Origin of the sequence: Algoriphagus machipongonensis, from assembly GCF_000166275.1 — a bacterium.
GTDB lineage: Bacteria > Bacteroidota > Bacteroidia > Cytophagales > Cyclobacteriaceae > Algoriphagus > Algoriphagus machipongonensis.
This window is the reverse complement of record NZ_CM001023.1, coordinates 2609631-2626964: the sequence shown is the minus strand read 5'-3', so window position 1 is coordinate 2626964 and position 17334 is coordinate 2609631. Positions and strand designations below refer to the sequence as shown.

Sequence of the window (17334 nt, the reverse complement as noted above, 5' to 3'; positions counted from 1 at the left end):
TTTTGTGCCCAAAATCACATGATCACAAAAAGTATGATTTACCTCAATTCATCTAAATCATAATCCTTGCCTTTACCCCATTGAAGCAATTCAAAAATGGTATAATACTCCAAAGTATCCAGGTCTTTCACTTTGAAATCTTCCCTGCTTAATCTGTCAACCACTTGCAATTTCCTCGTTTCCCCCATGTTTACCATTTTGTAAACACTTCCAACACGAAGGTTATCTAATGCAATCGCCATATTTTATGCTTTTCCTGGAATGATTACTCCCGTAGCTTCAAATGTGATCTCCTTTTTTGGTTCGGTGATAGCCTCAACCTCTTCTTTGGATAATCCTTCATCTTCTGCATAATGACGGAGTGTTTCTACATCTGTCTCAGAAAGAGTGGCTACACCTTCAAGAATGATTGGAAATCCTTGGCTATTTGTTGGAACAAAAAAGCCGTAATCTTTAAAGGTCACTCTCATGCTTTTGCCATTAGGCAAATCCATGGTCAACCAACAACCTTTATTAGTACATACTTCTTTAATTTCACCCTGAATAGTGGCTTCAAAGGAACCATTTGCTTCCACTTTCTCCACCATTTCTGGCAATTGGGTGAAGTTGATGTTATCAGCTAACTTCTCACCATAGATCCCTGGAACAGTTTCGGCTTCACCGACCACTTTTCCCATTTCATGACTTGCTAAATCTGCATATTTTGAATCATCCTTACTTGCACAAGAGAATAGGCAAGTTCCTGATATGAGAAGGGTATAAAGTAGTGTTGATCTTTTCATCTCTGTAATTTTTCATAAAAATAGCTTTAGCAATGCTCAATAGAAATATTTTCACCTTGAAATTTTAAAATAAAAATCGCCTTTCAGAATTAGATAGCACACACAATCGATTGCGAAAAAATTGATTCACAAAACTTTTCAAAACAATTTTGGCAACAAACCTTCCAATTCATTAACAATCCGTTAATTTTATGAGCAATTCGTAAAATAGACCCTACTCATGCCTCAAACCAAAAAATTTATCATTGATTTTGACAGTACTTTTACACAAGTAGAAGCACTGGATATTCTAGGCGAAATCAGTCTGGAAAACGACCCAAAAAGAGATACTAAACTTCAAGCTATTAAGGACATTACTGACCAGGGAATGGAAGGTTCTTTGACTTTTAGAGAAAGTCTAGAACAACGCCTAGAAATCCTTCAGGCGAGCCAAGCTCAGATTGATGACTTAATTGCTGCACTTAAGAAGAAAGTCTCCAAGTCATTCGAGAGAAACAAAGAATTCCTTCAGGAAAACGCGAATGATATTTACATTATTTCCAATGGATTTAAAGACTTCATCATACCTATTGTAGCAGATTATGGAATCAAAAAGGAGAATGTCTTTGGGAATGAATTCGTTTATGATGAAAATGGAAATATTGTAGATTTCAATAGGGAAAATCCACTTTCCTCCAACAATGGGAAAGCTGAAACCATCAAGAAAATCAATCTGGATGGAGACATTTATGTGATTGGTGATGGCTATACCGATTATGAAATCAAAGCCTCTGGTCTTGCAAATAAGTTTTATGCTTTTACTGAAAATGTTTCTAGACCTAGAGTTACCAAACAAGCGGATCACATAGCTCCGAGTTTAGATGAAATACTATATATCAATAAGTTGAACAAGAAATTTTCTTATCCAAAGAGCAGAATTAAAGTTTTGCTTTTGGAAAATGTGCACCCTATCGGGGTAGAATTGCTGAAGGAAGAAGGCTATGATGTAGAAGTGGTAAGCTCAGCCATGAATGAAGAAGAGCTTTGTGAAAAAATCAAGCAAGTATCCATTTTAGGAATTCGCTCAAAGACCAACGTTACTAAAAAGGTATTGGAGAATGCCAATAGGTTAATCGCCGTTGGGGCTTTCTGTATTGGTACGAATCAAATTGATTTGGAAACCTGCCAGGAAAAAGGAATTGCAGTTTTTAATGCGCCTTTTAGTAATACTCGTTCCGTTGTGGAAATGGCTATTGCAGAGATCATTTTCCTTATGCGAAGCTTTCCTGATAAAACGATGGCTATGCACAAAGGAAGTTGGGAGAAATCAGCTTCTGGAAGTTTTGAGGTGAGAGGTAAAAAACTCGGTATTGTAGGATATGGAAATATCGGCGCCCAATTATCTGTTTTAGCGGAAAATATGGGGATGAACGTTTTTTATTACGATGTAATCGAGCGTTTGGCATTAGGAAACGTGACTAAGCTCGAATCATTGGATGAACTTCTTAGTACCTGTGATATCGTGTCACTTCACGTAGATGGTAGGAAAGACAACAAAAACCTGATCAATAAAGAACGTATCGGGAAGATGAAAAAGGGTGCCATTTTGGTCAACCTTAGCCGTGGCCATGTCGTGGAAATCCCTGCATTGAAAGAAGCGATTCTATCGGGTCATTTAGCTGGTTGTGCAGTGGATGTATTTCCAGAAGAACCTAAAAACAATTCCGAGCCCTTCGTTTCTGATCTGATAGGATTACCAAATACTATATTAACTCCACATATTGGAGGCAGTACTTTGGAAGCTCAGGAAAATATCGCTCGGTTTGTGCCAGGAAAAATCATGGAGTATATCAATACAGGTAATACCTACAATTCTGTCAACTTCCCTAACATTCAGTTGCCATTCCTTAATGATGCGCATCGATTAATTCATATTCACTTAAATGAACCTGGAGTGCTAGCTAGAATTAATCAAGTGTTGGCTAATTATGAAATCAATATCGTTGGGCAGTACTTGAAAACCAATGAGAAAATCGGATATGTAATTACTGATATTGACAAAGCTTATTCTCCTGATGCAATAGATGCATTGAAAAATATTCCGGGTACTATAAGGTTCAGAACCTTATACTAAAATAGTTAGAGGCTGTCTTAAAAAAGCAGTTTGTCGGATTGAGTACCAGACTGAAGGAAGGTTGGAAGACGAAATGTGGTTTGATAGACTAAATCAATCCTTCTATCCAAATCCTTTTCATGGATGCAAGAGATGATAAATTACAGGTTTTTGAGACAGCCTCTTTTTTTATGGATGCAGTAACCTTCTATGGTAATTTATTTGACCTAAGTGGTAATTAAAATGCCCATATAGATGAATCAGAAAGTATTCATTGCTCATAGGTTTACCAAAAACTTCTTTAGGATAATCCTTAGGAATCATGGATTCGTCCAGACCTTCCAAACTGCTGATCACTATACGCTTCAGATTATTTATTTCTAGCAATAGCTGAGTTTTTGGAACATTCTTGCCTTCAAACTCAAACTCTCTATTTCGGGTATATTCAAAACCACCTAATTCATGGCCTACAAATGCCTGAAGGTTACCTAATAAGTGTAAACAAAGGTTTCCAGCCGAATTGCTAATATGTCCCTCAGTTTTCCACAGGACAGATTCATCGGTGTAGGATTCAATTTCATTATATAATCGATCGATATCCCTTTCAAATAGAGTAATCAATTCACGTAATAACATTCTAAAATTTGGGTTTTATTCTAAATACTTTTGATATGCCGATTTCATTTTTAAATCATATTTATTTTCTGCAAATCCTGAGCCATTATAGCATTGAGCAAAATTTGCCCATTCCTTATTCTGAAGGGCAGCCAAACAGCCGTAAGTCTTAATAAACCTCCCAAATGCCATAAGATGCTGCCTTTCATTTTCATGCATCTTTTCTACAAAGTCTGGAACAGATGGATATCCTAGGTTGGTAGCATGATAACCCATAATCTGGTAGCTTCCCCATGAAGCAGAAGCTAATGCAGCCTCCTTAATTCTAGGGTCATTTCCTAACCTACAAGCCTGGTCTAATCGCTCATATTCAGAAACTCCTGATAAATAATGCTTTTTTGTCCATTTCCTGTAGAGTATCGTTGCATTAGACTCATGCATTAATTGGTTAGGATCTATTCCTCTGGATTTCAACTGTCTCCAAAAGACATGTCCTTCAAATAGAATTTTGGGCTTCCCATTCACTAAAAAACCAATTCCACTACTTTCCACCTCATTTACAGCTTTTACTGCTGCTAGTTCAAGTTCGTATTTAATGGAAAAATCGATTAAGTCCTGTTCACTCAAAAACTTATTACCTATGGTCCCTGCTGGGTTGGTTTTCGAGATTAATATAGTCCAGGTTTTAACCCCTACTTTGCCATCTACAACCAAATCATGTTTTTGTTGGAAGTCTTTAACAGCAGCATCGGTTGTTAAGTCAAAGTATCCGGATGGATTTAAAGAATAGCCTACTTTGTTTAATAGTTCCTGTAAAAATGATACAGCAGCTCCCCTTGATCTGTATTTTACAAACTGCATAAAAGGTTGTTTAAAAATAAAAAGTACTTCAATTTACTTGAAGTACTTTGGAATAACAACTTAAGATGCAATTGACTTTATGAGTCTACAACATTTTTTCTTGGACCAAATTTACCCGCTTTGTTGCTTTTCTCAGCATTATTAGAAGCCTTTCCTGGGTCATTTTTTGGAGTCACAGGCTTATTTTCTTGGTGAGATTGCTTTGGATTTGTGTTTGGAGCGTCAGTCTATTGTCTTGGAGGAAACTTCTTTTTACCAGAGGATTTATAGTTTCCTTTTGAGTTATTTTTATGCCCTCCTGATTTGCCTTTAGATTTACCAGAAGAAGATTTAGGCTTTTCACCTTGATAAACTGGTCCCTCATCAAACCCATCAGGTAATGGAATTTGAGTGATTTCCATTCCAATCAACTTTTCAATTCTGGCGAATTTGTATTGATCTTTTGGATTGACAAATGTAATTGCCTCGCCCTCTTTATCTGCACGGGCTGTTCGCCCAACTCGGTGCACATAATCTTCTGGGTCACTTGGCGTATCAAAATTGATTACCAATTCAATCCCTACAACATCAATCCCTCGGGAGATAATATCTGTACCAATAAGAATCTTGATGGACTTATTTTTAAACCCGGACATTATTTTCTCCCTCTCAATCTGTTCTAAATCGGAGTGAAATGCCTCAACTTCAAAGTCCTTCCTTAGCTTTTTATATAAACCTTTTACCTTTTCTTTTGTAGAAGCAAAAATAATCACTGCCTCATAGGCTTTTTGAGAAAGAATATTTTTTACCAAATCTTCCTTTTGACCATCGTAAACCGAGTACATAGCCTGGGTTACTCCCGCGGCAGTTTTACCGATGGCAATAGATATCTCTTGCGGATTCTTTAAGATTTTCATGCTAAACTGCCTGATTTTAGAAGGCATTGTCGCAGAAAACAAGATAGTTTGCCTTTCTTTTGGCAGGTAGTTGACAATCTTTAAAATATCATCAGAAAAGCCCATGTCCATCATGCGGTCGGCTTCATCTAAAATCAAGTGCTCAAGAGAAGATAAGTCCATTTTTCCTCCAGCGAGCAAAGCAATCAATCTTCCTGGGGTAGCCACAACGATCTCAGCACCAGTTTCCAATGCTTTCTTCTGTTGCTCCCATACGATTCCGTCTCCACCTCCATAAATAGGGATGGAACTGATTCCCAAGAAGTAAGAAAAGCCTTGAATTTGCTGGTCAATTTGAATGGCCAACTCTCTCGTAGGAGCTAGTACTAGGGTATTTAATTTGTCTGATCCTGATTTAGAGATCTTATTTAATACAGGCAGGATAAAAGCGGCTGTTTTTCCTGTACCGGTCTGAGCACAAGCGATTAAGTCTTTATTATCTAATATTACGGGTATTGCTTTTTCCTGAATGGGCGTGGGTTGTTCAAAACCCATTGCATCAAGACCTTCCTGTAATGAAGTTTCGAAGTTAAAAGAAGAGAAATCCAATGGTTGGTGTGATTTTCAAATGGTAAAAAACTGGTAAACAAACAGTTTGTTTAACCAAATATAGATCATATTCACTCATAAACCCAAAAATTGGCTTTTTCAGGTGAATAATCTGGCAATTGATCCAGTATCCTATTTAATATTGGAAACATTCAGCCAATTGGGTTATATTTCTATTGAAACTAAAAAAAAGGCAAGAGATGTTTAAAAACCATGTTAAATACTTTACCTGGCTTCTGACAATCGTTTTTGTCTTTTATGGCCAACTCAGCTATTCACAAACATTTCAATTAAAGGGAAGGGTATTAGATTCCGGTTCCAAAGAATTCTTAAATGGGGTAAGTGTAACCTTAAAAGGGACAGCCTTTGGAGAAGTTACCAAAGGAGGTGGAAATTTTGAAATCGAAAGGGTTTTAGAAGATAAATATACATTGAGCCTCACCTTGCCTGGATATAATAAGTATGAGCAAGTTGTAAGACTTAATGGTGACTTGGATCTAGGAGATATTTTTCTCGTCAAATTTGGGGCTGAAGGAACTGGCGCTGCACTCCAAAAAACGATTCGAGCCAATAACATCACAAATTTATTCAATGATCGCCCCAATATGATTGGGGGAAATATGGTTTATGGAATTCCGCCAGAAGCCAAAAAAGTGGAAGGCAATAATTATTTGGACACCAAGTGGAACACTGCCTCTTTGTTACTTTATAGAGACCAGCAACTACTGGAAGGGTTTCGGGTTCGATACAATATAGTTTCCAATATGTTTGAATTGATGGAGCCAGAAAATAATATGGTTTCTGTAATGCCAGGGTTAAGAATTCAGAATTTTGTATGGGTTGATTCTACCTATAAAGTCCCAAGGTATTTTGTCAATGGAATGGACTTTAAAGAAGAAGGAGCTCCTATTTCTGGCTTTTTTGAGGTTTTAGTAGATGGAGAACTTCCTTTAATGCGTAGAACGAAAGCAGTATTTAAGGAATCCAATTACAATGAAGCCTTAATGGTAGGAGAAAGAAACGATAAAATCATAAAAAGAAATACCTACTATTACCTTGAGGATAAAGATATTATTGAGTTGCCTTCTAGGAGAAAGAAAATCTTTGCAATTTTTGAAGATCAGGCAGAAGAAATGGAAGCTTATACAAATGAAAATAGCATAGATCTTAAGGATCCCAGTGGACTATTTCAGCTATTCACCCATTACAACGCACAATTCCCTGGTTTTAGGCCAATTATTAGCCAGTTACTAGATGAAACCAATTAAATCAACCACCATACCTTATGAAAAAACTTTACATTTTTGTCTTAGTACTTCTCTCATGGAATCTCCAAGGTCAAGGATTACCCGGTCTTGGCGCTGGAACAACTCCGAATAACAAACCCATTCTTCATGGTAAAAGTTGGGTAGCGATCACCGGTAAACCTTTAGGTGCTTCCGCTGGAGCTACCATTTTCAATCAGGGTGGTAATGCCGTAGATGCTGCATGTGCCATGATTGCTGCCACATCCACCATGTGGGATGTACTTTCCTGGGGAGGGGAAACACAAGCACTTATTTATAATCCCCATACCAAAAAAGTGATTGCCATTAATGCCTTAGGATATGCTCCTACAGGTGCCACCGTAGATTTCTATAAATCTCAAGGGATGGATTACCCTCCGCAGTATGGTCCATTGGCAGCGACTACACCCGGAACTCCCGGTGGTATCATGACCATGTTGGCAGAGTACGGAACCATGAGCTTAGAACAAATCCTTAAACCTTCTATGGATCTAGCTAAAGGTTACCCTCTGGAAGCTCAAACTGCCAATGCGATGGAAGCTCAAAAAGCGAGAATTAAGCAATGGCCTTATTCCAAAAAGATCTTTTTGCCACACTTAGGAGAGGAAAGAGAAGCACCAGAAGTAGGGGAAATCTTTGTTCAAGAGGATTTGTATGAAACACTTTCCAAACTCGTAGAAGCAGAGAAAAATGCCTTAGCCGAAGGAAAATCTAGAAAGGAAGCTATATACGCCGCTTACGACAGGTTTTACAAAGGAGATATAGCAAAGGAGATTGTAAGAGGTACTCGTGAACAAGGAGGACTCTTTACTGAAAGTGATCTGGCAAATTGGAAAGTAAAAATTGAGGAACCACTTCATGTCAATTACAAAGGAATAGATGTATACAAACTTCAAGAGTGGACTCAAGGTCCGGCTTTGTTACAATCTTTAAATATTCTTGAGAACTTTGACTTGAAGTCAATGGGCTATAATTCTGCTAATTATATCCACACCTTATATCAGGCCATGAGTTTGGCTTTTGCAGATAGGGACTTTTATTATGGGGATCCTGCATTTGTAGATTCACCTATGGAAGGTTTACTTTCTAAGGAATATGCAAAAGAGAGAGCTAAACTAATCAAAGAAATTAATGACCCGAAAATTGGACCTGGAGACCCCTACCCTTTTCAAGGAGGAACCAATCCATACTCTGATATTCTCAATCAAAATAAAGAAGCTTTAGCTAGTCTACCTGCTGACCAACTCAATTCATCTTTAGATCCAGCATTTATAGAAGCTTTCCAAAGTGGAACCACTTCTGTAGAAACAGCGGATGCTGAAGGATGGGTGGTCTCTGTCACACCTAGTGGCGGATGGATTCCGGCTGTAGTTGCTGGGAACACAGGAGTTGGGTTATCTCAACGTATGCAAAGTTTTGTCTTAGATGAAAATTTGAACCCATATAATCTTCCTGAACCAGGAAAACGTCCAAGAGTAACCCTTACTCCTAGCTTGGCATTAAAAGACGGAAAACCTATGTTGGCATTTGCGGTACAGGGAGGTGATTCTCAGGACCAAAATTTATTACAACTCTTTTTAAATATGGTAGAATTTGGGATGGATGTTCAGGAAGCAACAGAAGCAGCTAACATCAATTCCTACCAAATGCAAAGTTCTTTTGGGAATCATGAGGTACGTCCTGGGGCAATTGTATTAAGAAAAGATACTCCGGCTTGGGTGAATAAAGAGCTTGTGGACCGAGGCTATCAAATTGAACTTTGGAATAAAACTTCTGGGCCGCTTAATGCGATCTGGTTTGACTGGAAACATGGTAGTTTCTGGGGAGGTTCCAGCGATTATGGAGATGATTATGGAATCGCTTGGTAATCAACTTAACCCAAAATAACCCTTCAAGAAATATTAACCAATCAACCTTTACAAAGTGAAAAAAAAGTATTTAAACCTCTTACTGATTCCAATTTTATTGGTAAGTGCGTCTGTTTATGGACAGAAAAAAAACAAACCAAATCCTTTAAAAGAGGATGCGATTCAATCTATTGAAAACCGGTATTCAGATTTAACCAATTTGAGTGATCAAATCTGGTCTTTTGAGGAGATTGCTTTCCAGGAAACACAATCCGCAGCTGCACTTTCGGATTATGCAGAGAGTTTAGGTTTTAAAGTAACTCGGGGAGTCGCTGAAATCCCTACTGCATTTGTTGCTGAGTATGGTTCAGGATCGCCTGTAATAGGAATCTTAGGAGAGTTTGATGCCTTGCCAGGCCTCTCTCAAAATAAAGTTCCTTACAAGAGTCCTTTGCATGAAGATGCTCCAGGACATGGTTGCGGGCATAACCTTTTCGGAGTGGCTTCTTTGGGAGCTGCCTCTGCCATCAAAGATCTAATTGAAGAGGGTAAAATTAAAGGAACTGTACGTTTCTATGGAACACCAGCAGAAGAGAAATTCTTTGGTAAACTATGGATGGTTCGTGCCGGCTTGTTTGAAGATGTAGATGTGGTCATGGATTGGCATCCAGCAGCTGAAACCAAAGCAGCCGTACAAAAAGGTTTGGCCTTGGTAGATTTTCAGGTGGAGTTCAAAGGTCAAGCGGCACATGCTGCGGCAGATCCTTGGAATGGAAGATCAGCTTCTGATGCTTTGGAGCTTTATACTTCCGGAATTAATTATTACAGAGAGCATATCAAGCCCACCGTTAGAATTCATTACCATATCCAAGATGCAGGACAAGTGGTCAATGTGGTCCCTGACTATAGTAGAATATGGGTTCGAGTAAGAGACAGCAGCCGGGAGGGTCTAATGCCAGTATATGAGCGTGTTCAGGAAATGGCTGAAGGTGCAGCAATATTGGCTAATGTAGATTATGAGGTAAACCTTATTTCTGGTATTCATGAAGTATTGGTCAATAGAACCGGTTCTGCGGCTTTACAGAAAAACCTGGAAACTTTAGGCCCAATTTCTTACACAGAGGAAGAGCAGGAATTTGCCAAAAAAATTCAGGAAGCTACCGGCAAACCTGAAAACGGTTTGGTTTCTAAAATAGAACCCATGGAAGAAACTGCTGTACATAGCATGGGAGGAAGTACCGATGTGGGAGATGTGAGTTATGTGGTTCCTACGATTCGTCTATCTGCCACCACGGCTCCAAACGGAACGCCTTGGCATTCTTGGGCTGTAGTAGCTGCCGGCGGCATGTCTATAGGTCATAAAGGAATGGCTTACGCAGCAAAAGCACTATCCATGACCATGGTGGATCTATTCGAAAACCCTGAATTAGTTGAAGCAGTAAAAGCTGATTTTAAAGAAAACTTAGGTGATTATGTATACAAAGGGATGGTTCCTCCAGGACCTCCCCCAATCAAATCCAACTTACAATAAAAGTAGAAGCCACCCGGGATTGGGTGGCTTTTGTTATTTTAAATGTTTCCTTAAGATTCTTTAAATCCAAGTGATAGTAATTTACTTTTTTGATTTATTGGTACTTCTAAATGAAATCGCTTTCCAGTCGTACAAAAGCAGGCATAACACACTTGAGCTTCCGCTTCATTAGAAATTCTTGTAATCCTAGCTTTCTTGATTCCTTCAACCTTTAAATAGTCCAGAATAGCAGATTTTAATTCCTCATCTGAAGAGTTGTTGGAAAGATTCCACGGATCTGCACAGCCAGTTTGATCCCAATAAACTTCGGTTTTATCGAGATCCTGCAAATCTCCACAGCTTTGAGTACCTAGGATAAAAGCACCAATAAAAAGTAGGTGAACAAAATTTCTATGCATCATTGATCAATTTTGAATTCAATAAAATGACGCAAAAATAATGTGAGCTGTTAAAAAGCTGCCAGGCTTTTTTAGGAAAATAATTTCTCCAGAATTTTATAGGTAATCAAGTAAGTCGGCTTTACTCCTTCCATACCTAATGCTCCTGAGGCTAAAGTGCTTCCCGTTTCTAAGGGGTTGTCAGAGGCATAATAGGCATACAATACCTTTACATTGTGACGAATACTCCTTCGTATTTTGGAAGCCGATTGAATAGCTTTTTGATAGTGTGCACCTTCCATTTCCAATCCTACAGCTTTCCAGCTTGACTCCATAAAATAGGTTAGTATATCTCTGTTCTGTAAGGATGTACCTAAAACTGTGATCATAGAACCTTGATAAACTCCTAAGCCAAAACCTTCAAAATCAGCTTTCTTCAATTCATTTTTGAAAGGATAATTATCTGCGGTTCCTTCGAAAATATGCGAATTAGGGATCATTAGATCTCCCTTCCCTCCATACAAAATACCTGCCTTCCCCATAATACTGGTAGACACTACATTGAGAGGAATATCATTTTCTACCTTCTTAAAAGGCTTCAATAACTCATCAAAACATTCATACGCCTGTTCCCCAAATGCATAATCCATTACTACAAATACGGGTCTTTTTTCCTTTTCTTTTGGTAAGACCACCCCAGGAATTAATGCATCCTTTTTGAGTTTTGCCGTATCGATGACCTGTACACCAATATTGGTTCCTGATTCATCTGGTAAGTCGATAAAACCATGTTTTAAAGCATGATCATAGATAGCCTTCCCCTTGTTTCCTTTGGCTTTGACACTGATATCCTGAACGATCTTCTCAAGCTCATCAAAGTCCTTATAATTCAATAATTGATAGCCATAAATGGTATTCAATACGGAATGCAGATTGGCAGAAACCACATGGATAGGGCGCTTTATCAAGCTATGTTCTTCAAGCGCCAGTTTAATCCTTCTAGCCCATAATTCACCATAAACATGATGTCCTATTCTTTCTCTAAGGGTTGCGGAAAAAGAGATTTCCCGATCTAAATTCTTTGTATGCTCATCTAGGGTTAATCGACCTAAATGATAAACGATTGAATAGAGACTATTGGAGTTTTTTGATTGCTCAAACTTCTCCACTGCAGCGACAGTTTCTTCGAAAGTTCTTCCAATTATATGACTTAAATAGGCACTTGCAGCCTCCTTTTCAAAAGGCTCTCCTGACGCTTCTTTTTTTACCAACTCCTCTAACATGATCCAGTTTTGAGATATTTTCCCTTTGGGATCAGTGCTGTTATTCAGGATTTTTCGGGATTCTATGTACAGAAAAGTTAAATGCGTCAGGATATCATATATATCTGATCTTCCTCTGGTCATTTCCACATACATGACCTGCTCGTCTAAACGATAGCAATTTCTCTTTCTTTTGGCTGGGATAATTGGTTTAAGATGCGAAGTTTCATATCCCTCTCTGCTGATCAAACGAATGTAACGGCACTCTTCTATTCCTCTTGGAAGTCGTTCCATCACATAAAGAAGACCATCCAACTCCAATTTTTCAGTATCTGTGACCGAACCATAAATTTCCGGACTCAAGACCATTAGTGCGCTCACCAAGCTTTCTCCAGATATTCCCATTGGTTTATATGTTCCTCTGGTGAATAGATGGCGCATGGTGATGTACATTCTCTCAATGGCCGCTCTCGATTCCTGAGCTCTGGTTCGCTTTTTTGTTAGCATATTAAATTGATTATTCTTTCATCAAATCCTTAAAGTACTTTTCCAACTTATTGACTTTTGGTTTGATTACAAACTGACAATAAGGTTGATGTCCGTTTAAATTATAGTAATCTTGGTGATAGTCATCTGCTGGATAAAAATTTTGTAGTTCGGCTACTTCAGTGACAATTTTTTTATCGTAGATATCCTGATTATTTAATCCATTGATTAAATCCATCGCAATATTCTCCTGGCTCACGGTAGTATAAAAAATAGCTGAACGATATTGAGGTCCTGTGTCATTTCCCTGACGATTTACCGTAGTTGGGTCATGAGTGGCAAAAAAGACTTCCAAGATTTTTCTGAGGGAGATTTTATCTGGATCAAAGAAAACCTGTACAACCTCAGCATGACCTGTAGTTCCTGAACAAATTTCACGATAAGACGGATTTTCAACATATCCATTAGAATATCCCGATATCACCTTTTCAACACCTTCTAAATGTTGAAATACAGCTTCTGTACACCAAAAACAACCGCCTCCTAGAGTAATAAGCTCTAAGCCTTCGGGAATTTGGGTGGTAGTTACTGGTAATTTTAATTCCTCATTCATATCATTCCGTTTTAAAGCTACAGTAACAGTAAAATCAAGATTTAGGTTTAGAAAGACATCGAATTTTAATGTCTTCTGTTAATATGCCTTGATCGATTGTTTGATCCATTTCAAGTTCACCATCTTTATGCATGCTGATCAAAACCTCCTGAAGCTCGGGAATAAAGGCTTTCCAGTCCATTGGAAACATTTGACGGATCACGTTCACTGCCGGAAAGAATGAATTTTTATTCCTTCTACACATGTCCAAAATGGCTGTTTTCAGGATATTCATGGCAAGCTTTATTTACAAACCATCACAAAAGCCGGAGGTAAGTTTTTAAGCGTAAAACTGGTGTCTACGGAGCTGAAATGCTTTTTAAAAAGTTTTCTCAACAGATAAGAATAGCAGATCTGAATAAAAAAGCCTGTTTGGCCTAAGGAAATTTTACTTTGCTTTAAAATTTCATCTTGAATATCCGGAGCAATAAAACTAAAGGGCAAGGATGAGAATATATAATCCACTTTTTCGCCGTCTAGGTATTTATGGATGTTTTCAGCAGAATCATTAATGATTTGCACATTATCCTGCGAAAATTTCTTTTCCATTGCTTTGCAGAAAGATTCACTTATTTCAAAGACTAATAACTTGGCATCGGGAGCTAGTTTATCTACGATACCTTTGGTAATGCTTCCATCACCTCCTCCTAATTCTACGACTACTTTCGCTTGAGAAAGGTCAGAATAAGAAAGCATTTTATTGACTAATGACTTTGAACTAAAAGTAAGCGCACCTGTTGTGCTCAAATTGGAATATAATTCAAATAAGAGATCTGATTTACTCATATTATGGGTTTAACAGCTTGAAGATACCCGATTTTGCCCTATCTTTTGAGTCTTCACTTAAAAAGTTATCGATAAAATATGGCCCAAAAAGCTGAAATCAGATCAGCTCTTCCAGTAAAAGTCCATGCAGTCCTGAGAAATTTCTGGGGAATTGCTATAGTCTTTCTTTTCTTGATGTTGATAATCAGGATTTTAGAATTAAAATTAATTTTCGACAATCATACGCTCAATTTTGGATTACAAGATGTGATTATCCCTAGTCTTTTTGAGGACATAGGCTGGTATTTCTATTTTATTGGGCTGATTCTCGTTTTCCATCTCCTTTTTAGCATCATTTCTATTCCATTGGCAAAATGGGTGAGCTTGATCCTTTTTGTATTAGCCGTAATCCTTCAAATAGGTTTAGTTTCCTATTTCATGAAAACTCTGCTCCCATTGGGAAGCGATGTATTTGGCTATAGTTGGAAGGATCTTGAACAAACTGTCAGAGCTTCTGTGGATCTCAGTTTTCCAGTAATTCTTGGTGGAGTATTGGGAGCAATTTTACTAGGAGCAATACTACACCTAGGGATTAGGTTTATTAACCTACCTTTAAAAGCTTATTTGACGATTTCAGGGATTACCTATTTATTCATTATTGCATACACTTTTTTCCCTATTGTAGATACGTCTACCGCAAGTGAAAATGAAAGCAATGTTGAAATCAATAAAACTCATTTTATCGGTCAAGCAACTTTTAATTATCTCATGTTTGATGATAATTATTACTTTGATTTTTACCTAAGGCCATCAGGAAATGATCTATTGGTTAAAAAGGATTTTACAGATGATTCCTACCCATTTTTGCATCAAGCTAGATATCCAGATGTATTAAGCCCATTCTTCGATAGCCTTTCAAGAAAGCCTGATATTGTATTCATTTTGGTAGAAAGTTTAGGCCGTGGATATTCAGGTGAAGGTGCTTATTTAGGGAGCTTCACTCCTTTTTTAGACTCTTTGGCGGAATCCAGTCTTGTTTGGGAAAATGCTATTTCTTCCACCGGTAGAACATTTGGTTTATTGCCGGGAGTATTTGGAGGCTTACCCTTTGGGCAAAATGGATTTTTGGATTTCGCACCTGATTACCCTAATCATGAATCCTTATTAAGTGTATTAAAGGACAATGACTATGAGGTTGATTTTTTTATTGGCTCAGATAAGAATTTTGACAATGAAGGAAGCTTCTTAGAATACCAAAATACGGATCAAATTGTGGATATGAGGGAATATAGTTCTGAGTTCGAGAAAACACCTTCTACCACAGGTTTTTCTTGGGGATATCCAGATAAGGCCATGTTTCAAAATGGATTACAAAAATTACCTCCATCTGACTCACTACCTCAAGTAAGGATATTTCAAACACAAACTTCTCATGACCCTTACATTGTCCCTCAACCAGACGTTTACAAACCCAAACTCAGAAATCACCTTTCCAATGTGCTAGGTCTTAGTAGTGACGAAGTTGAAGATTATTTGTCCTATGAGGACATTTATATGACCATTCTGTATGCCGATGATGCGATTAAAGAGTTCATACAGGAGTATAAAAAAAGACCTGAATTTGAGAATACTATTTTCATTATCACCGGCGACCATAGACTACCAGAAATCCCGATGGCCTCAAGGCTAGATAGGTTTTGGGTTCCTCTGATTGTTTATTCTCCTATGCTAAACAGACCTGAAAGTTTTAAAGGAGTTACCTCACATTTTGAAATTACACCTTCCCTATTGTCATTTCTTCAAAATCAAGTAGGTATCAGTCTTCCGGAGGAAACTATCTGGCAAGGACAGGTTATGGATACTTCTCAGGTTTTCCAGTCAAATATTGCCATGCCATTAATGAGGAATAAAAATCAATTGTTGGATTACATCCATGGAGAATATTTTCTTTCTCAGGATCAATTGTTCTTAGTGACCGATGGCTTGAATATAGACCCGATCAGCGATACTCAAAACCTCAATCGGATGGTAGGAGAATTTGAAGAATTTAAGAACAAGAACAACTATGTGATTCAGACTAAAAAGCTACTCCCTGAAAATTGATAAATTATTAATCCGTTGATTTAGAGCTAATTTGAAGAATTTTGGAGGTTAATGGATAATAATAATTCCAGAAGAAGCTTTCCCGATCAGTATGATCAGAAGCTAGGTGTAACCCTTTCCAAAAAAAGGGTAACCCAGTGAATTTATGGGATCCTAAATTTGTACGAAGATCTGAAAAGTCTCCTGAGAGATAATACATTTTTCCTTTTCCATTATCCTTAACTACAGCCGCTGGAAAAAATCTGGGAAGGCCCATTTCACGTAGCTTTTCCAAACCTTCGGGCGTAGGTGATATGTCATAATATGAAATCACATTATAATTTCTCTCGATCAACACCACATCAAACCAGTCTGGATAAGGAACAATTTCGGGCAGGTTCTCTCCTATTGGATTGATTCTTTGGGTACGAATCAATGGGATTTTATTGAGGTAGTCGCTTTCAAAACTAAGTCCCTCTATCTTACCATCTTCATGGATAAATAGTAAGCCAGGTCCATTTGGAAGCCATTCACCCTCATGTTGTTTTTTGTATTGAGTCCTAACCCATGTTGGAATCCCCTGGTTTGACAAAGTATCGAAATCGTCAAAGTATCTACCAATCCAACCCGTCCATTGCAATCCCATTAAATTTTCGAATTCTGTTCGAACCGATTTGGACGTTGGGCTCGCCATTGTATTAAATTCTGCAACCAAGGTTTTTTCCTGTTCTTTAACTTCCCTGATTAATGCAAGATCATTCTGATCTAAACCACCATAAATCTTATTTGGGATTAGCTCAGTTGCAGAGTTTTCATTCAAAGTAGCCATTACCCCATAGGTATCTGTATAATACACCAAATCAAGCCCTTCAACCTGTTTTTTAATATCCTCTTGGGAAAAAGATGAAAGATCTTTGATTTTTGCTTCAGCAGTACTTTCAGCAGGATAATAGCCTAAATAATCGCTTTCTCTATGGTAAAATGATTGATCTTCTTTGACAATTTTTAAGTGATTCAATACCCAAAAAATACTGCTGTGTTCCACCAAATCTGGACCTAAAACAGTCTTATCCATTATAAGAACCTTCAATTCTTTCTCCGGGTAAACCCACCAAATCCCATAACTTAGTAAGGGCGCCAAAATGAAGAATGCCAAAATAGGAAAAAAACGGCGGAGTAAGATTTTTAACTCTTCAGATAACATGGGGCATT

The 17334-nt window shown here is 37.9% G+C and carries 16 protein-coding genes; 5 read left to right on the top strand and 11 right to left on the bottom strand.

Annotation, left to right across the window (positions count from 1 at the left end; genetic code table 11):
* Positions 1-38: 38 nt before the first annotated feature.
* Both ALPR1_RS11050 and ALPR1_RS11045 read right to left on the bottom strand, forming a co-directional pair.
* Complete coding sequence (locus tag ALPR1_RS11050; RefSeq protein ID WP_008200723.1) at positions 39-242, bottom strand: hypothetical protein; 204 nt, start codon at positions 240-242, stop codon at positions 39-41.
* Positions 243-245: 3 nt separating this feature from the next.
* Complete coding sequence (locus ALPR1_RS11045; RefSeq protein WP_008200721.1) at positions 246-782, bottom strand: DUF4920 domain-containing protein; 537 nt, start codon at positions 780-782, stop codon at positions 246-248.
* 220 nt (positions 783-1002) lie between these two features.
* Between ALPR1_RS11045 and serA the strand changes: the two genes are divergently transcribed.
* On the top strand, positions 1003-2895 hold the full coding sequence (serA, locus tag ALPR1_RS11040; protein ID WP_008200718.1) for a phosphoglycerate dehydrogenase: 1893 nt from the start codon (positions 1003-1005) through the stop codon (positions 2893-2895).
* Between the two features lie 168 nt (positions 2896-3063).
* On the opposite strand, the gene ALPR1_RS11035 is transcribed toward serA, so the two are convergent.
* From ALPR1_RS11035 to ALPR1_RS11025, 3 genes are all read right to left on the bottom strand, one after another.
* On the bottom strand, positions 3064-3510 hold the full coding sequence (locus ALPR1_RS11035; RefSeq protein ID WP_008200716.1) for a DUF1572 family protein: 447 nt from the start codon (positions 3508-3510) through the stop codon (positions 3064-3066).
* Between the two features lie 15 nt (positions 3511-3525).
* Positions 3526-4350: an N-acetylmuramidase domain-containing protein gene (locus ALPR1_RS11030; RefSeq protein WP_008200714.1), complete on the bottom strand. Its 825-nt coding sequence runs from the start codon at positions 4348-4350 to the stop codon at positions 3526-3528.
* A gap of 227 nt (positions 4351-4577) precedes the next feature.
* The gene (locus tag ALPR1_RS11025) at positions 4578-5834 is read right to left on the bottom strand and encodes a DEAD/DEAH box helicase (protein ID WP_008200713.1); all 1257 of its coding nucleotides are present in this window, start codon (positions 5832-5834) and stop codon (positions 4578-4580) included.
* Between the two features lie 200 nt (positions 5835-6034).
* Between ALPR1_RS11025 and ALPR1_RS11020 the strand changes: the two genes are divergently transcribed.
* Genes ALPR1_RS11020 through ALPR1_RS11010 form a run of 3 tightly spaced genes read left to right on the top strand, consistent with a single transcriptional unit; the run spans position 6035 to position 10498 of the window.
* The gene (locus ALPR1_RS11020) at positions 6035-7102 is read left to right on the top strand and encodes a carboxypeptidase-like regulatory domain-containing protein (RefSeq protein WP_008200712.1); all 1068 of its coding nucleotides are present in this window, start codon (positions 6035-6037) and stop codon (positions 7100-7102) included.
* Between the two features lie 17 nt (positions 7103-7119).
* A complete protein-coding gene (locus tag ALPR1_RS11015; RefSeq protein ID WP_008200711.1) occupies positions 7120-8988 on the top strand; it encodes a gamma-glutamyltransferase family protein in 1869 nt (622 codons plus the stop codon).
* Between the two features lie 55 nt (positions 8989-9043).
* The gene (locus ALPR1_RS11010) at positions 9044-10498 is read left to right on the top strand and encodes an amidohydrolase (RefSeq protein ID WP_008200710.1); all 1455 of its coding nucleotides are present in this window, start codon (positions 9044-9046) and stop codon (positions 10496-10498) included.
* Between the two features lie 50 nt (positions 10499-10548).
* On the opposite strand, the gene ALPR1_RS11005 is transcribed toward ALPR1_RS11010, so the two are convergent.
* The 5 genes from ALPR1_RS11005 to ALPR1_RS10985 form a co-directional block, all read right to left on the bottom strand.
* A complete protein-coding gene (locus ALPR1_RS11005; RefSeq protein ID WP_008200709.1) occupies positions 10549-10899 on the bottom strand; it encodes a hypothetical protein in 351 nt (116 codons plus the stop codon).
* A gap of 68 nt (positions 10900-10967) precedes the next feature.
* Positions 10968-12644: a DUF6909 family protein gene (locus ALPR1_RS11000; protein ID WP_008200708.1), complete on the bottom strand. Its 1677-nt coding sequence runs from the start codon at positions 12642-12644 to the stop codon at positions 10968-10970.
* 10 nt (positions 12645-12654) lie between these two features.
* Positions 12655-13236, bottom strand: a complete 582-nt coding sequence (gene msrA / locus ALPR1_RS10995; protein ID WP_008200707.1) for a peptide-methionine (S)-S-oxide reductase MsrA — start codon at positions 13234-13236, stop codon at positions 12655-12657.
* Between the two features lie 34 nt (positions 13237-13270).
* Positions 13271-13510 carry a hypothetical protein gene (locus ALPR1_RS10990; protein WP_008200706.1) on the bottom strand — a complete coding sequence of 80 codons (240 nt, stop codon included), beginning with the start codon at positions 13508-13510 and terminating at the stop codon, positions 13271-13273.
* Between the two features lie 8 nt (positions 13511-13518).
* On the bottom strand, positions 13519-14061 hold the full coding sequence (locus ALPR1_RS10985; RefSeq protein WP_008200705.1) for a class I SAM-dependent methyltransferase: 543 nt from the start codon (positions 14059-14061) through the stop codon (positions 13519-13521).
* 78 nt (positions 14062-14139) lie between these two features.
* On the opposite strand from ALPR1_RS10985, the gene ALPR1_RS10980 reads away from it, so the two are divergent.
* Positions 14140-16143, top strand: a complete 2004-nt coding sequence (locus tag ALPR1_RS10980) for an LTA synthase family protein (protein ID WP_008200703.1) — start codon at positions 14140-14142, stop codon at positions 16141-16143.
* Positions 16144-16150: 7 nt separating this feature from the next.
* Here the strand turns inward: ALPR1_RS10980 and ALPR1_RS10975 are convergent, their stop codons facing one another.
* Entirely contained in the window at positions 16151-17326 is a 1176-nt protein-coding gene (locus tag ALPR1_RS10975) for a hypothetical protein (protein WP_008200701.1), read from the bottom strand.
* Positions 17327-17334: the final 8 nt, after the last annotated feature.

What these genes read in the sequence shown, in the direction of transcription:
- ALPR1_RS10985 (WP_008200705.1), bottom strand. Translation starts at nt 14,061, where the DNA reads ATGAGTAAATCAGATCTCTTATTTGAATTATATTCCAATTTGAGCACA.
- ALPR1_RS11050 (WP_008200723.1), bottom strand. Translation starts at nt 242, where the DNA reads ATGGCGATTGCATTAGATAACCTTCGTGTTGGAAGTGTTTACAAAATG.
- ALPR1_RS11035 (WP_008200716.1), bottom strand. Translation starts at nt 3,510, where the DNA reads ATGTTATTACGTGAATTGATTACTCTATTTGAAAGGGATATCGATCGA.
- ALPR1_RS11000 (WP_008200708.1), bottom strand. Translation starts at nt 12,644, where the DNA reads ATGCTAACAAAAAAGCGAACCAGAGCTCAGGAATCGAGAGCGGCCATT.
- ALPR1_RS11005 (WP_008200709.1), bottom strand. Translation starts at nt 10,899, where the DNA reads ATGATGCATAGAAATTTTGTTCACCTACTTTTTATTGGTGCTTTTATC.
- msrA (WP_008200707.1), bottom strand. Translation starts at nt 13,236, where the DNA reads ATGAATGAGGAATTAAAATTACCAGTAACTACCACCCAAATTCCCGAA.
- ALPR1_RS11015 (WP_008200711.1), top strand. Translation starts at nt 7,120, where the DNA reads ATGAAAAAACTTTACATTTTTGTCTTAGTACTTCTCTCATGGAATCTC.
- ALPR1_RS11045 (WP_008200721.1), bottom strand. Translation starts at nt 782, where the DNA reads ATGAAAAGATCAACACTACTTTATACCCTTCTCATATCAGGAACTTGC.
- ALPR1_RS11020 (WP_008200712.1), top strand. Translation starts at nt 6,035, where the DNA reads ATGTTTAAAAACCATGTTAAATACTTTACCTGGCTTCTGACAATCGTT.
- ALPR1_RS11030 (WP_008200714.1), bottom strand. Translation starts at nt 4,350, where the DNA reads ATGCAGTTTGTAAAATACAGATCAAGGGGAGCTGCTGTATCATTTTTA.
- ALPR1_RS10990 (WP_008200706.1), bottom strand. Translation starts at nt 13,510, where the DNA reads ATGAATATCCTGAAAACAGCCATTTTGGACATGTGTAGAAGGAATAAA.
- ALPR1_RS10975 (WP_008200701.1), bottom strand. Translation starts at nt 17,326, where the DNA reads ATGTTATCTGAAGAGTTAAAAATCTTACTCCGCCGTTTTTTTCCTATT.
- serA (WP_008200718.1), top strand. Translation starts at nt 1,003, where the DNA reads ATGCCTCAAACCAAAAAATTTATCATTGATTTTGACAGTACTTTTACA.
- ALPR1_RS10980 (WP_008200703.1), top strand. Translation starts at nt 14,140, where the DNA reads ATGGCCCAAAAAGCTGAAATCAGATCAGCTCTTCCAGTAAAAGTCCAT.